This window comes from Enterobacter sp. CPE_E863, assembly GCF_046521465.1.
GTDB classification, from domain to species: domain Bacteria; phylum Pseudomonadota; class Gammaproteobacteria; order Enterobacterales; family Enterobacteriaceae; genus Enterobacter; species Enterobacter adelaidei.
In genome coordinates this window covers 3255270-3269559 of the sequence record NZ_JBKFZX010000001.1, presented here as the reverse complement: position 1 = coordinate 3269559, position 14290 = coordinate 3255270, and the positions used below count along the sequence as shown (strand labels likewise).

The following is a 14290-nucleotide window of genomic DNA, read 5'->3' as shown; positions in this document are numbered from 1 at the left end:
CACACTACTCTTCGGCCGCATAACCCTGCTGGGGTAACTTCACGCCGTCGAGCCAGGCAGCGCCGTCGCGCATCTCCAGACGCCCGTCGACAAACCAGCTTACCACCAGCGGATAAATGGCATGTTCCTGGACCTGTACGCGTTCGGTCACGTCTTCTTCGTTATCGCCTTCAAAGACCGGCACTTTCGCCTGCAGGATCACCGGGCCACCATCCAGTTCGTCGGTAACGAAATGCACGGAGGTACCATGTTCTTCATCGCCGTTTTCCAGAACCTGACGATGGGTGTGCAGACCAGGATACTTCGGTAGCAGAGAAGGGTGGATATTCAGCAGGCGTCCGGCATAATGCTCAACAAAAGCCGGGCTCAGGATACGCATATACCCCGCCAGCACTACGACATCAGGCGCGTAGGCATCAATTTCCTGAACCAGCTCGCGGTCAAAGGCTTCACGCCCGGCGAACTGGCTGGCTTCCAGCGCGTGCGCGGGAATACTCGCTTCCCGGGCTCGCTCAAGGCCGAACGCGTCGGCCTTGTTGCTGAATACTGCCCGAATGGTGCCATTGATCTTCTTCTGTTTGCAGGCGTCAATTATTGCCTGCAAATTGCTTCCGTTACCGGAAATGAGCACCACGATGTTTTTCATTCAATGACCACACGTTGTTCGGAATCGGAAGCTTTAATAGTACCGATTTTCCACGCGTTTTCACCTTTCTCTGTCAGCAGTTTAACCGCTTTATCCGCTTCGCTTGCTGGCAGGGCGATAATCATACCCACGCCGCAGTTAAAGGTGCGGTACATTTCGTGAGAGCTGACGTTGCCTGCGGTCTGCAGCCAGTTAAAGACGGCCGGCCACTGCCAGGAGGATTCGTCGATCACTGCCTGGGTGTTGTCCGGCAGAACGCGCGGGATATTTTCCCAGAAGCCGCCACCGGTCAGGTGGGCAATCGCATGAACGTCGACGTTTTCGATCAGTTCCAGCACGTTTTTCACGTAAATGCGGGTCGGGGCCAGCAGGTGATCGGCAAGCGGTTTGCCATCCAGTTCAGTGGTCTGTGGGTCGCAACCGCTGACTTCGATGATTTTACGTACCAGAGAGTAGCCGTTAGAGTGCGGGCCGCTGGATGCCAGTGCGATCAGGACATCACCATCAGCCACTTTGCTGCCGTCGATAATTTCTGATTTTTCTACCACGCCGACGCAGAAACCAGCGACGTCATAATCTTCGCCGTGATACATGCCTGGCATTTCTGCGGTTTCACCGCCGACCAGCGCGCAGCCTGACTGCAGACACCCTTCGGCAATACCGTTAATCACGCTGGCTGCGGTATCCACGTCCAGTTTACCGGTCGCGTAATAATCGAGGAAGAACAGCGGTTCAGCACCCTGAACGACCAGGTCATTCACACACATCGCGACCAGATCGATACCGATCGTGTCATGACGTTTTAAATCCATCGCCAGGCGCAGTTTTGTACCTACACCATCAGTACCCGAGACCAGAACAGGTTCACGATATTTTTGCGGCAGCGCGCACAGTGCGCCGAATCCACCCAGACCACCCATCACTTCCGGGCGGCGGGTTTTTTTCACCACACCTTTGATTCGGTCAACCAGCGCATTACCTGCGTCAATATCAACACCGGCATCTTTGTAGCTGAGAGAAGTTTTGTTGGTCACGGCTCAAGTCCCCACGCGATTGCATAGCTAGTAAGAAAAATCGGCGCAATTCTAACAGTCCAGGCAAACGTTTGCGAGCCTATTCTCGGTGAGACGATTTTTTTTTCTGTGCGGCCTGCCAATGTGTCCAAACTTGAGTCTGTTCACGAAAATGAAACCGGTTTCGGTTTTCTCCTTGCAACAGGAATCACCTTTGCACATCATTCAGATGAAACCGGTTTCTGTAATTGTTTTTGCAGAAAATAACGCAGAATGAGGGAAAGAGAATGTCAGGATTTAAAGAAGGTTTTCTGTGGGGTGGTGCGGTTGCGGCGCATCAGCTGGAAGGGGGCTGGAAAGAGGGTGGAAAAGGCGTTAGCGTTGCCGATGTCATGACCGCGGGCGCGCATGGCGTGCCGCGTGAAATCACCAACGGCGTGTTGCAGGGGAAAAATTACCCTAACCATGAAGCCATCGACTTCTACCATCGTTATAAAGAAGACATCAAACTCTTTGCCGAGATGGGGTTCAAATGCTTCCGCACTTCGATAGCCTGGACGCGGATCTTCCCGAAAGGGGATGAGCTGGAACCTAACGAGGCTGGCCTGAAATTCTATGACGATCTGTTCGACGAGTGCCTGAAGCACGGCATTGAGCCGGTCATCACACTCTCTCACTTCGAGATGCCTTTCCATCTGGTCACCGAATACGGCGGCTGGCGTAACCGTAAACTGATCGATTTCTTTGTCCGTTTCTCAAAAGTGGTTTTCCAGCGTTATCAGCACAAAGTGAAGTACTGGATGACCTTTAACGAGATCAACAACCAGGCGAACTTCCACGAAGACTTTGCGCCGTTTACCAACTCCGGGTTGAAGTATGAGCCGGGCGAAGACCGTGAGCCGGTAATGTTCCAGGCCGCGCACTATGAGCTTGTAGCCAGTGCACTGGCGGTAAAAGCGGGGCGTGAGATTAACCCGTCGCTGCAAATCGGCTGCATGATTGCCATGTGCCCGATTTATCCGCTGACCTGCGCGCCAGACGACATGATGATGGCGATGAATGCCATGCACCGTCGTTACTGGTTTACCGACGTTCACGTACGCGGCAAGTATCCGCAGCACCTGCTCAACTACTTTGAGCGTCGTGGCTTTGCGTTGGATATTACCGAAGAAGATAAAGCCGCACTTAAGCAGGGATGTGTGGACTACATCGGATTCAGCTATTACATGTCCTTCGCCACCAAAGCGACGGCTGACAACCCGCAGCTGGATTACGACGAGAGCAAGAGCCTGGTCTCCAACCCATATGTGCAGAAATCCGACTGGGGCTGGCAGATTGACCCGGTTGGGCTGCGTTACTCCCTGAACTGGTTCTGGGATCACTACCAGTTGCCGCTGTTCATCGTTGAGAACGGTTTTGGTGCTATTGACGTGCAGGAGAGCGACGGCACGGTGAACGACCAGTACCGCATTGATTATCTTGCGGCGCACATCCGTGAAATGAAAAAAGCGGTGGTTGAAGATGGCGTTGACCTGATGGGGTATACCCCGTGGGGCTGTATTGACCTGGTGTCTGCCGGTACCGGCGAAATGAAAAAACGCTACGGCTTTATCTTTGTCGACAAAGATAACGAAGGCAACGGCACGCTGAACCGCAGCAAGAAGAAGTCGTTCGACTGGTATAAGCAGATGATTGCGAGCAACGGCGATAACCTGTAATTGTCGGGTGGCGCTAACGCTTACCCGACCTACACTTTCCGTAGGCCCGCGTAAGCGTAGCGCCACCGGGCAGAACCTCGCACTCAAGCCGGAGATATACCTCCGGTTTTTTTATCTTTGCTTGATCGCTGTCAAGCAAGATGGGTATGGCCTAATCCGAAAAAAGCGGTATAATCCCGCGATTTTTTTGCGGATGCCACCTCAGAGGAGAAAGAGAATGAAGATTGTGGAAGTGAAACACCCACTCGTTAAACACAAGTTGGGCCTGATGCGTGAGCATGACATCAGCACGAAGCGTTTTCGCGAACTGGCTTCTGAAGTGGGCAGCCTGCTGACCTACGAAGCAACCTCCGATCTGGAAACAGAAAAAGTCACCATCGAAGGCTGGAACGGCCCGGTGCAGGTTGAACAGATCAAAGGTAAGAAAATTACCGTTGTGCCTATTCTGCGTGCCGGTCTTGGCATGATGGAAGGTGTGCTGGAGCACGTGCCAAGCGCGCGTATCAGCGTCGTCGGTATCTACCGTAATGAAGAGACGCTGGAGCCGGTTCCTTACTTCCAGAAGCTGGTGTCTAACATCGACGAGCGTATGGCGCTGGTGGTTGACCCAATGCTGGCAACCGGCGGTTCTATGATTGCCACCATTGACCTGCTGAAAAAAGCGGGCTGCAGCAGCATTAAAGTGCTGGTGCTGGTTGCGGCACCGGAAGGTATCGCGGCGCTGGAAAAAGCGCACCCGGACGTTGAGCTGTATACCGCATCTATCGACCAGGGGCTGAATGAGCACGGGTACATCATCCCGGGGCTTGGCGATGCCGGCGATAAGATTTTTGGTACTAAGTAATCGAATAACGATAAATAAGCCGACTTTGATAGTCGGCTTTTTTTTGAATAAAACACCAACAATACTACTCAGAGGAAAACACTATGACGCGCCGTGCTATCGGGGTGAGTGAAAGACCGCCGCTTTTACAGACTATCCCGCTTAGTTTGCAGCACCTGTTCGCTATGTTTGGCGCAACCGTGCTGGTGCCAATCCTGTTTCACATTAACCCGGCTACCGTACTGCTGTTCAACGGTATCGGGACGCTGTTGTACCTCTTTATCTGTAAAGGCAAAATCCCGGCGTATCTGGGGTCGAGCTTCGCCTTTATTTCTCCGGTCCTGTTGCTGCTACCGCTTGGGTACGAAGTGGCGCTGGGCGGCTTTATCATGTGTGGCGTGCTGTTCTGCGTGGTGTCCTTCATTGTGAAGAAAGCCGGTACTGGCTGGCTGGACGTGATGTTCCCGCCTGCGGCGATGGGCGCAATCGTTGCCGTTATCGGTCTGGAACTGGCCGGTGTGGCGGCGAATATGGCTGGTTTACTGCCTGCTGACGGTCAGTCACCGGATTCCAAAACCATTATCATTTCTCTGGTGACGCTGGGCGTAACGGTGTTTGGCTCCGTGCTGTTCCGTGGTTTCATGGCGATTATCCCGATTCTGATCGGGGTGCTGGCGGGTTATGCGCTCTCCTTTATGATGGGTGTTGTCGATACCACGCCAATTGCCCAGGCGCACTGGTTTGCCCTGCCAACCTTCTATACACCACGCTTTGAATGGTTTGCTATCTTCACTATCCTGCCTGCGGCGCTGGTGGTGATTGCTGAGCACGTTGGTCACCTGGTGGTGACGGCAAATATCGTGAAACGCGATCTGATCCGCGACCCGGGTCTGCACCGTTCTATGTTTGCTAACGGCTTCTCTACCATTATCTCCGGTTTCTTTGGCTCTACGCCAAACACCACTTACGGTGAGAACATCGGGGTGATGGCCATTACCCGTGTCTACAGTACCTGGGTTATCGGCGGTGCGGCCATCATTGCTATCCTGCTGTCTTGTGTGGGCAAACTGGCGGCGGCGATCCAGATCATCCCGGTACCGGTGATGGGCGGTGTTTCTCTGCTGCTTTACGGGGTAATCGGAGCGTCTGGTATTCGTGTGCTGATTGAATCCAAAGTGGATTACAGCAAAGCGCAGAACCTGATCCTGACCTCCGTGATCCTGATCATCGGCGTGAGCGGTGCCAAGGTGCACATCGGTGCGGCCGAGCTGAAAGGCATGGCGCTGGCGACCATCGTTGGCGTGGGCCTGAGCTTGATTTTCAAGCTGATTTCCGTGATCCGCCCGGAAGAGGTGGTGCTGGACGCCGACGAAAGCGAAAAAGCGTCACATTGATCGTAAAACCGGGTGGGCGATCCGCCCGGTTCTCTCCTTGCTGGTTCCGTGTTAAACTCCGTTCCGATTTTATGTAAGATCTGGTTGAGGTACTTCTGAACGGACCGGCACAGCTCTCTCTGCCACTTTATCTCCCTGACGACGAAACTTTCGCGAGTTTCTGGCCGGGTGATAACCCCTCTTTACTGGCTGCACTGCAAAACGTGCTGCGTCAGGAACACAGCGGATACATCTATATCTGGTCACGCGAAGGCGCGGGGCGCAGCCACCTGCTGCATGCCGCCTGTGCGGAGCTTTCTGCGCGTGGTGATGCGGTAGGTTATGTGCCGCTGGATAAACGTACCTGGTTTGTGCCTGAAGTGATGGAGGGAATGGAACATCTCTCACTGGTCTGCATTGATAATATCGAATGCGTGGCGGGGGATGAGCCGTGGGAAATGGCGATTTTTAACCTCTACAACCGCATTCTGGAGTCGGGTAAAACCCGGCTGCTGATCACCGGCGATCGTCCGCCACGCCAGCTCAATCTGGGGCTGCCGGATCTGGCATCTCGTCTGGACTGGGGACAAATCTATAAGCTCCAGCCGCTGTCGGATGAAGACAAGCTCCAGGCGTTACAGCTGCGCGCAAAGCAGCGTGGGTTTGAGCTGCCGGAAGACGTGGGCCGTTTTCTGCTCAAGCGTCTGGATCGTGAAATGCGTACCCTCTTTGATACGCTCGATCAGCTCGATCGCGCCTCCATTACCGCCCAGCGCAAGCTGACGATTCCGTTTGTGAAAGATATTCTCAAGCTTTAAGTTTTTTGCCCGGTGGCGGCAGCGCCTAACCGGGCAAAACAATCAGACGCAATCCCTCAACAAATGCTCCACCAGCAGCGGAACTGGTCTCCCCGACGCCACGCTTCGCCCGTTCTCACGCCACAGCGCCGTGCCGCTGATATCCAGATGCGCCCACGGGATCGTTGGTGGACAAAAGTGATGTAGCAGCCACGCCGCCGAGGCACTGATTGCCGCGTTATTGCCTGGTGTATTGCAGAGATCGGCGATGGCGCTGTCGGTCTGCTTTTTCAGCCGTGCATCCAGCGGTAGCGACCAGACTTCATCGCCGCTCTGTTTACCCGCGCGGGTCAGTGCCTGACGCAGGGGCTCATCCTGCGTCATCAATCCGCTCAGTTCATACCCCAGCGCTTTGACCACCGCGCCAGTGAGTGTGGCCATATCAATAATATAGCGCGCCTGCGGATGCCTCTTACTGGCCCAGGCAATCGCATCTGCCAGTACCAGCCGACCTTCGGCATCGGTGTTGTTGATTTCAACCGTAGTGCCGTTGCAGGCGCGTGCGACCGTACCGGGCTGCATGGCATCGGGACCGATGGCATTTTCCGCCAGCGCCAGCACGCCCATGATGCGTACGGGCAGCGCCAGCTCTGCGACGGTCAGCATCAGCCCCAGCACGTTTGCCGCCCCGCACATGTCATACTTCATGGTATACATGCCCGCGCCTTCTTTCAGCCACAAGCCACCGGTATCAAACGTAATGCCTTTACCCACGTAGCAGCGCACCGGGCCCTCAGTGACTCCGTCATAGTGGATGGCCAGCAGACGTGGCGGACAGGATGCCCCTTTGCCCACGGCGTGCAACAGCCCCAGACCTTGTTCAATGATTTGTGTTTCATCGAGTACTTCACATCGCAGGGCGGGGAAGTCGGCACACCGTTTTTGTGCCTCTTCCACTACATACTCAGGCGTGCAGCGATCGGATGGCATATCCGCCAGACGCCGTGCCGCCACCATGCCATGGGCAATGGCCTGCTGCTGGTGGAAGATAGCCTCGAGTCTGTCCTGCTGCTCCGGCAAACAAAGAGCGGTTATATGCTGTAGACGTACCGCTGATTCGTTGGTTTTCTTTAGCTTTAAGTCGCTGAGCCTGTGTGCCTGATTAAAGAGAAAACGCAGTACTTGCGCCAGCACAACATCGTTGATATCCGTGACGTCCAGTACCACATCAGGACTGGCGGGTGAGGCCAGGAGTGGGCGCAGTGCCGTGAGTAATTCTTCGGTCAGGCTATCGTGCCAGAGCGCATCCGGCAGCAGGGTGATTCGGGAAAAAGGCGCGCAGCCAAAGCGGGTGTCCGTGATGCAATCCGGGTCACGCATCTCGGCGATAAGCGCTGTCTTCGGCAGCAGGTTACAGGTGGTACGGGCGATTAAATGGCTCTGCGGCTTCGCATCTGAAAGCGCAGTAATAAGCTGATATGTAATCATCATTGTTCCTCAATCGGCGCGCGGATCCGCGCGGCGTAAGCCTGCATCCATTCCTCATCCACGGCCTGATAATGTGTCTTCTCATGCAGACGCTCGGTACGAAACACAGTAAGAGGCTGGCGAGCGGTAGCAACCACGAACGAGAACGTTTTGATGTTGGTCGCAGCGCCAAATTCGCCCTTGTTGTTCATGCAAACGACGGAAAGATCGCCCACACGACCGAAGCGCGACATAAGTCTGTCCTCCAGCTCAAAGACGACCGAGTCGGCAGCCTGCTGCGGCGACATTCCCTGCGCCATACGACGAACGATTTCATAGCTGGTACAGCCTTTCATCAGATCTTCACCGACGCCCGTGGCGGTGGCTGCACCGGTTTCACTGTCGCAGTAAAACCCGGAGCCAATTATTGGTGAATCACCAATCCGCCCCCGCTTTTTCATAAATAGCCCGCTGGTGGAGGTCGCGACGCTCATCGAACCTTGTTTATCGAGGCCGATAATGCCGACGGTATCGTGGCCATCATAGGGACTCAGGCCCTTGTCCAGCGTCTCCCGGCAGCGTTTGCGGTAATGCTGCATTGCCCGGTCGGTGAGCATGGTTTTGTTGGCAAAACCCTGGCTTAGCGCCCATTCCCGAGCACCCTGGCCAACCAGAAGGCTGTTATAGCGCTGGCGACTCAGCGCGTGGGCCACGCGTACCGGGTTAGCGATATCCACCAGGTTACCGACTGCGCCAAAGGCCAGCGTGTCGCCATCCATATAAGCAGCATCCAGCTCAACTTCACCGTTCTCCGTTGGCAGCCCGCCGTAACCGACAGATTTATAAAGCGGAAAGTCTTCGACGGTCGCTACGGCATCCACCACCGCCGCAGCGACCGGTTTCCCCGCAGCCAGCGCCGACGCAGACTCTGTTACTCCTTCAAGCGCCATTCGCCAGGTTGCGATAATTCCCCACATGCTTTACTCCTGTTTTGCAAGGGTGGTGTCGGATTGCGTAACGGTGGCAATTTCCGCCGCGCGGTACTGTTTGTCCACGATACGCATGAAAGGTAGATACAGCATGGCGCCAATCAGCAGGTTGATAAGCTGCATGACGCTGCCGCTGAGGTGTCCGGTGACGATAAAACCGCTGATGACGGGAGGCAGCGTCCAGGGGATAAACACCCCGGTAGTGACGGCAACCGCGCCAATTTTCATTGCTGCATACTGCACGGTGACCAGCACCAGTGGGACAAGATTGAAGGGAATGAGCATTATGGGGTTCATGATCACCGGCAGGCCAAACAATATTGGCTCGTTGATATTGAACACCGATGCCCCCGCGCCCAGTCGTGCGACTTCGCGCATATTTTTACTGCGGGCAAAAATGAGCATCGCAATCACCAGCGACAGCGTTGCCCCTGCGCCGCCCATCCAGATCATGTCAAAAAATTGCTCGGTGATGATGTGCGGCGGGGTTGTGCCGGCCTGGATAGCAGCGATGTTGTCGGTCTGGTTCTCCATCCACAACGGGCGAATAATGCCGTTGATCATCGAGCCTGAGTTAATGCCCACTGACCACAGAATAGTGATGCTGAAGACGGTCATCAGCGCGCCAAAGTAAGAGGTGCCGTAGTGACGCACCGGTGTAGCAACGACTTCATAAATGAACTGGTGAATGGTGTTGTAGTGGGTATTTTCAAAGACGATGCGAATAATCAGCACCAGAATCATCACCAGCAGCGCCGGGATCAGCGCGGCGAACGACTCCTGCACCGCTGGCGGTACGCCATCCGGCATTTTGATGACCAGATTTTTGCGCTTCAGCCAGCAGAACAGCTCCGTCCACAGCAGCGAACCTATCATCGCCACAAACAGCCCTTTACTGCCAATCCACTCAACGGGTATCACGGTAATGCCACCGTTTTCAGCCACTTTGATAAAGGGCGTCAGGATCAGGAAGGCGACCAGCGCCAGAATACCGCAGGAGATGCGATCTTCACCGTAGTGCTCGGCCAGGCGAAACGCCACCAGGAAGCTGATGAACAGCGACATGGTCGAGAACACCGCATTAAACGGGATCTCGATAATGGCACTCCAGCTTTCACCAAAGGCCTGAGACATAAACTGCTGGTAGGTTTGATTCGGGAACGACGAGATCACCAGCAGAATAGAGCCGACGATGATAAATGGCATGAATGAAACGTAGGCACCGCGAATCGCACCCAGATGACGCTGCTGAGCCGTTTTGGCCGCCAGCGGCATCAGTTTTGCTTCAAGAAATCCCAGAACATTGTTCATTGTGAACTCCGTACAAGATTGAGTGGTGTTGTTTATGTTATGTGTGTGGATTATCAGTGAAGCGTGGCGAACGAAAGGTGAAATCGGTCACAAAGCATTCGTTGATGTTATATAAGTCTTATGAGATTAGTTTCATGGAGCTTTGCGATGGAAATTAAACTGCACGCCAATGCCACGACGACACCACGTATTCGTCGCTACCTCCAGCAGTCTGATAAAAGCGACAGAGAGCTTGCGGTTGAGCTTGGGATCTCGGTGACAACCGTCAGGCGCTGGCGCAATCGCGAACAGGTTTCTGATAAGCATACGACGCCAAAAGTGATACACAAAGCGATGAGACAAGAGCAGGTGACTCTGGTCAATACGCTGCGTGACATACTGGGCGCACCGCTGGATGAGTTGCTGCTTCTGGTGAATGACGTTCTGGGGATCCCCGTTTCCAGAGCGACCCTGAACCGTTATCTGAAGCCCGCCTCGGCAACACAGAAGGGGGCACCGTTGCAGGGTAAAAAGGCGCTGAAAGCTGGCATCGTGCCGCATCAGCTGGAGTTACATCATCTGCCTTTGTCGCTGCATATGGACGATGGTGGGGAGCAACACCTGCTGTGGGCACGTGAGCCGGTGAGCGGCTGGTGTTTTGCCCGGCTTTACGCAGGCGTATCACCTCAGCTCCTGACCCGCTGGGTTCAGGCGGTACTTGAAGCGTGTCCGGCGCTTATACAATCTATTGAGACTTTTGGTTTTGACATAACGCTGCCGGGACAAGATATCGCCGTAAAAGTGCATGCGCAAAAACACAGCGCTGTACAGGTCGCAGCACCTTTACAGGACATTATCCCGCGCGTGAAAAATGTACCTGCCGGAGAGTTGCTCATTCAGCTGTGCGAATTTTATAACCAGGGTAAAGCGCAGAAAAAGCTGGGAGACAGTACGCCGCAGGCGTTTTTGAACGCGCTGCGGCGGGGGGATTAGAGGATATCGAGTACGTCTTCCGGCGGGCGTCCAATGCGTGCGTGGCCGTTTGCCACGACTATCGGGCGCTCGATCAGCTTAGGATTTTCAACCATAGCCTGCACAAGCTCGGCCTCAGTGAGACGGGTGTCATCCAGATTGAGCGACTTGTACAAGTCTTCTTTCTGGCGCATCAGCTCTCTTGCACTTCCCATACCCAGCATGTGCAACAGTTGGCGGATCGTCTGCGCGTCCGGTGGTGTTTCGAGATAGAGCACCACTTTCGGGTCAATACCGTTAGACTTCAGCAGGCTCAGGGTATCGCGGCTCTTGGAGCAGCGCGGATTGTGGTAAATTTTTACGGCGTCTGTCATGACGTGAATTCTCCTTTATTACATCTTCTCGTACGGCTTGAAGCGCTGTTGCAGGCCGCGAAGCTGATCGATACGCGCGTCGTAACGGGCCTGCTGGAGGCTGCCGAGTTTGACCTGCGCGCTGGCGCTGCTGAGTGCAGAAATAGCCTGGTCGAGGCGTCCCACCAGGGCAAAGCCTTCGGCACGCGCCGCCAGCTCCTGATCGCGGTTGCCCAGTTGGGCTTCCGCCTGAGCGAGCAGATCCCAGCCGTTTTGGTCGTCTTTATTATTAAAGGTATAGCGGTTCAGAATGGTCGCCGCTTCAGCAGGTTGACCACCCTGTAAGTAAGCGTTCGCCAGGTTAAGCTGCAGCACCGGGTTGGTACGGACGTCCTTCGCCCCTTTCAGGCGATTAATGGCATCGGTGGTTTTCTTCTGCCCCAGATCGATATCCGTCGAGAGATCGAGATACCACGGGTTATTCGGGTCGGCGGCCAGAAGGGGTTGCAGCGCTTTACGCGCCTCGTCGTATTTGCTGGCTTCCATCGCCTGTAGTGCCTGACCATACTGCGCGGCATTCTTTTCTCGCACGTTGCCTTTCGCCAGGGAGTCCAGCAGATCGCTGGTGAGCTGGTTGCGCCCGGAATTGTACATCCCCAGCGTTCTCACTTTCGCCATGTAGAAATCCTGCGACGACTGGACCACGACCGGGCGCATCTGGTTGGCACGGTTACGCGCATCTGACAGGCGACTTTCCGGTAAGGGGTGGGTGAGCAGAATTTCTGGTGGACGGGAAGAATAACGCGCCTGATCGAGCAGTTTTTCCAGGAAGCTCGGCATGGCCTGAGGGTCAAAGCCAGAACGTTGCAGCACCTGAATCCCGATGCGGTCCGCTTCCTGTTCGTTTTGTTGTGTAAAGCTAATCATCCCCTGCCGCGTTCCCGCCAGAGTACCGGTTAATGCCGCCATCCCGGCCTGCGGGCTGGCCATTGCCAGCAAAATAGAACCCAGCGCTCCAACCCAGGTCAGCGGGGCGTTACGTTTCTGGTCTTCCATCGCTCGCGCCAGGTGGCGCTGGGTGACGTGCGAAATTTCGTGCGCCATAACGGAAGCCAGCTGACTTTCGTTATCGGAGTAACGGAATAATGCCGAATGCAGCACCACGTTGCCGCCAAAGAAGGCGAAGGCGTTGATTTCGTCATTATTGATTAAGTAGAAGTGAAAGGGCGTTTTTACCGAGTCGGCATGCGCAACAAGACGCATCCCCAGACCGTTGATGTACTGAACAAGTAACGGGTCATTGATGAGGGGGGCGCTACCGCGCAACTGGCGAACGTAGTAATCGCCCATTTGCATCTCTTGCCCAATGGAGAGCGTGCTTCCTGCTGTGGTGCCCATGTCCGGCAATGAATCGGACGAGTCGGCAAAAGCGGGCAACACCTGACCGACCGTCAATGCGGCAATCAGTGTCGCAACCAGTGTTTTTTTCAACTGCCTGAACATAACCACGGTCCTGTATGTTGGTTGTGCTAATTTGACCGATGAACCGGCATATCGTTCATCTCTGTTGCCTTGCGAGTGTAGCCGTGTTGCAGCATGAAGAAAATCCCATTCATCAGGCTTTTGCGATTCGTGACAGAGAGACAAAAAGCGAAAGTCTTTTTTGTGACAGTTAGATACAATTCACATTCTCACTCCCGCCATTCGATTCAGGGAAGGGTTGTATGCTCGAAATGTTAATGCAGTGGTATCGGCGTCGGTTCAGCGACCCGGAAGCCATTGCTTTGTTGGTTATTCTGGTCGCCGGATTTGGCATTCTGTTCTTCTTCAGCGGTCTTCTCGCCCCCCTGCTGGTGGCGATTGTGCTGGCGTATCTGTTGGAATGGCCAACGGCACGGCTGGAACATATCGGCTGTTCCCGTCGCTGGGCGACCAGTATCGTACTGGTGTTGTTTGTCGGCATTCTGCTGCTGATGGCGTTTGTTGTCATGCCGGTTGCCTGGCAGCAGGGAATTAACCTGATCCGCGATATGCCGGGCATGTTGAATAAACTTTCTGATTTTGCCGCCACGCTACCGCGTCGCTATCCAGCCCTGATGGATGCCGGGATTATCGACGCGATGGCCGAAAATATGCGCGCCCGCATCATGACCATGGGCGATTCGGTGGTGAAATACTCTCTGGCCTCCCTGGTCGGCCTGCTGACGCTGGCGGTTTACCTCGTGCTCGTCCCGCTAATGGTGTTCTTCCTGGTCAAAGATAAAGAGCAGATGCTGAACGCCGTCAGGCGCATTTTGCCGCGTAATCGCGGGCTGGCAGGGCAGGTCTGGGAAGAGATGAACCAGCAGATCACCAACTACATTCGCGGCAAAGTGCTGGAGATGATTGTGGTCGGGGTCGCGACGTGGATTGGTTTCCTGATCTTCGGCCTGAACTACTCGCTGCTGCTGGCGGTGCTGGTGGGCCTCTCAGTCCTTATTCCGTATATCGGTGCGTTTGTGGTGACCATTCCGGTTGTGGGCGTCGCGCTGTTCCAGTTTGGCCTCGGAACTGAGTTCTGGAGCTGCTTCGCGGTGTATCTGATTATTCAGGGGCTGGACGGTAATCTGCTGGTGCCGGTACTGTTCTCAGAGGCGGTGAACCTGCATCCGCTGGTGATTATCTTATCCGTGGTGATTTTTGGTGGGTTGTGGGGATTCTGGGGCGTGTTCTTTGCCATTCCGCTGGCAACACTGATTAAGGCCGTGGTTCACGCCTGGCCGGATGTGCCGGCGGTAGAAGACAAGTAGTTTTTGTGCGGCCTGATGGCCTCACCCCGACCCTCTCCCACGGGAGAGGGCGTAAACACT

General features: G+C 54.9%; 13 protein-coding genes. 6 read left to right on the top strand and 7 right to left on the bottom strand.

Going from position 1 to position 14290, the window contains the following annotated elements:
• Window positions 1-4: 4 nt before the first annotated feature.
• Window positions 5-646, bottom strand: coding sequence for a phosphoribosylglycinamide formyltransferase (gene purN, locus ACLHV8_RS16130; protein WP_208594487.1), 642 nt, complete (start codon window positions 644-646; stop codon window positions 5-7).
• Window positions 643-1680 (bottom strand): phosphoribosylformylglycinamidine cyclo-ligase, encoded by a 1038-nt coding sequence (purM, locus tag ACLHV8_RS16125; protein WP_208594488.1) that lies wholly within the window; start codon window positions 1678-1680, stop codon window positions 643-645. Before purM ends, purN begins: the two co-directional genes overlap by 4 nt.
• A 266-nt stretch (window positions 1681-1946) precedes the next feature.
• On the opposite strand from purM, the gene ACLHV8_RS16120 reads away from it, so the two are divergent.
• From ACLHV8_RS16120 to ACLHV8_RS16105, 4 genes are all read left to right on the top strand, one after another.
• Complete coding sequence (locus tag ACLHV8_RS16120) at window positions 1947-3377, top strand: 6-phospho-beta-glucosidase (RefSeq protein ID WP_208594489.1); 1431 nt, start codon at window positions 1947-1949, stop codon at window positions 3375-3377.
• 217 nt (window positions 3378-3594) lie between these two features.
• Window positions 3595-4221, top strand: coding sequence for a uracil phosphoribosyltransferase (gene upp / locus ACLHV8_RS16115; RefSeq protein WP_008501641.1), 627 nt, complete (start codon window positions 3595-3597; stop codon window positions 4219-4221).
• Window positions 4222-4304: 83 nt separating this feature from the next.
• Window positions 4305-5594, top strand: a complete 1290-nt coding sequence (gene uraA, locus ACLHV8_RS16110) for a uracil permease (protein ID WP_049007806.1) — start codon at window positions 4305-4307, stop codon at window positions 5592-5594.
• 95 nt (window positions 5595-5689) lie between these two features.
• The gene (locus ACLHV8_RS16105; RefSeq protein ID WP_218064865.1) at window positions 5690-6391 is read left to right on the top strand and encodes a DnaA inactivator Hda; all 702 of its coding nucleotides are present in this window, start codon (window positions 5690-5692) and stop codon (window positions 6389-6391) included.
• A 42-nt stretch (window positions 6392-6433) separates the two neighbouring features.
• Here the strand turns inward: ACLHV8_RS16105 and ACLHV8_RS16100 are convergent, their stop codons facing one another.
• From ACLHV8_RS16100 to celB, 3 genes are read right to left on the bottom strand one after another with little or no spacing between them, the layout of a single operon-like run.
• On the bottom strand, window positions 6434-7858 hold the full coding sequence (locus ACLHV8_RS16100; protein ID WP_208594510.1) for a leucyl aminopeptidase family protein: 1425 nt from the start codon (window positions 7856-7858) through the stop codon (window positions 6434-6436).
• Window positions 7858-8814, bottom strand: a complete 957-nt coding sequence (locus ACLHV8_RS16095) for a N(4)-(beta-N-acetylglucosaminyl)-L-asparaginase (RefSeq protein WP_028016128.1) — start codon at window positions 8812-8814, stop codon at window positions 7858-7860. Before ACLHV8_RS16095 ends, ACLHV8_RS16100 begins: the two co-directional genes overlap by 1 nt.
• Window positions 8815-8817: 3 nt before the next feature.
• Window positions 8818-10137 carry a PTS cellobiose transporter subunit IIC gene (gene celB / locus ACLHV8_RS16090; RefSeq protein ID WP_208594490.1) on the bottom strand — a complete coding sequence of 440 codons (1320 nt, stop codon included), beginning with the start codon at window positions 10135-10137 and terminating at the stop codon, window positions 8818-8820.
• A gap of 147 nt (window positions 10138-10284) precedes the next feature.
• Between celB and ACLHV8_RS16085 the strand changes: the two genes are divergently transcribed.
• The gene (locus tag ACLHV8_RS16085; protein WP_208594491.1) at window positions 10285-11109 is read left to right on the top strand and encodes an XRE family transcriptional regulator; all 825 of its coding nucleotides are present in this window, start codon (window positions 10285-10287) and stop codon (window positions 11107-11109) included.
• Here ACLHV8_RS16085 and arsC read toward each other — a convergent pair.
• Window positions 11106-11462, bottom strand: coding sequence for an arsenate reductase (glutaredoxin) (gene arsC, locus ACLHV8_RS16080; RefSeq protein ID WP_208594492.1), 357 nt, complete (start codon window positions 11460-11462; stop codon window positions 11106-11108). The two genes, ACLHV8_RS16085 and arsC, sit on opposite strands and share 4 nt — an antisense overlap.
• A gap of 18 nt (window positions 11463-11480) precedes the next feature.
• Window positions 11481-12944 carry a beta-barrel assembly-enhancing protease gene (gene bepA, locus ACLHV8_RS16075; protein ID WP_028016132.1) on the bottom strand — a complete coding sequence of 488 codons (1464 nt, stop codon included), beginning with the start codon at window positions 12942-12944 and terminating at the stop codon, window positions 11481-11483.
• A gap of 221 nt (window positions 12945-13165) precedes the next feature.
• On the opposite strand from bepA, the gene ACLHV8_RS16070 reads away from it, so the two are divergent.
• Entirely contained in the window at window positions 13166-14230 is a 1065-nt protein-coding gene (locus tag ACLHV8_RS16070; RefSeq protein ID WP_028016133.1) for an AI-2E family transporter, read from the top strand.
• The last annotated feature ends 60 nt before the right edge of the window (window positions 14231-14290 follow it).

Bases quoted from the DNA above. Each gene is read 5' to 3' on its own strand.
- ACLHV8_RS16120 (WP_208594489.1), top strand. From the start codon at position 1,947: ATGTCAGGATTTAAAGAAGGTTTTCTGTGGGGTGGTGCGGTTGCGGCG.
- celB (WP_208594490.1), bottom strand. From the start codon at position 10,137: ATGAACAATGTTCTGGGATTTCTTGAAGCAAAACTGATGCCGCTGGCG.
- upp (WP_008501641.1), top strand. From the start codon at position 3,595: ATGAAGATTGTGGAAGTGAAACACCCACTCGTTAAACACAAGTTGGGC.
- ACLHV8_RS16095 (WP_028016128.1), bottom strand. From the start codon at position 8,814: ATGTGGGGAATTATCGCAACCTGGCGAATGGCGCTTGAAGGAGTAACA.
- ACLHV8_RS16070 (WP_028016133.1), top strand. From the start codon at position 13,166: ATGCTCGAAATGTTAATGCAGTGGTATCGGCGTCGGTTCAGCGACCCG.
- ACLHV8_RS16085 (WP_208594491.1), top strand. From the start codon at position 10,285: ATGGAAATTAAACTGCACGCCAATGCCACGACGACACCACGTATTCGT.
- uraA (WP_049007806.1), top strand. From the start codon at position 4,305: ATGACGCGCCGTGCTATCGGGGTGAGTGAAAGACCGCCGCTTTTACAG.
- ACLHV8_RS16100 (WP_208594510.1), bottom strand. From the start codon at position 7,858: ATGATTACATATCAGCTTATTACTGCGCTTTCAGATGCGAAGCCGCAG.
- arsC (WP_208594492.1), bottom strand. From the start codon at position 11,462: ATGACAGACGCCGTAAAAATTTACCACAATCCGCGCTGCTCCAAGAGC.
- bepA (WP_028016132.1), bottom strand. From the start codon at position 12,944: ATGTTCAGGCAGTTGAAAAAAACACTGGTTGCGACACTGATTGCCGCA.
- purN (WP_208594487.1), bottom strand. From the start codon at position 646: ATGAAAAACATCGTGGTGCTCATTTCCGGTAACGGAAGCAATTTGCAG.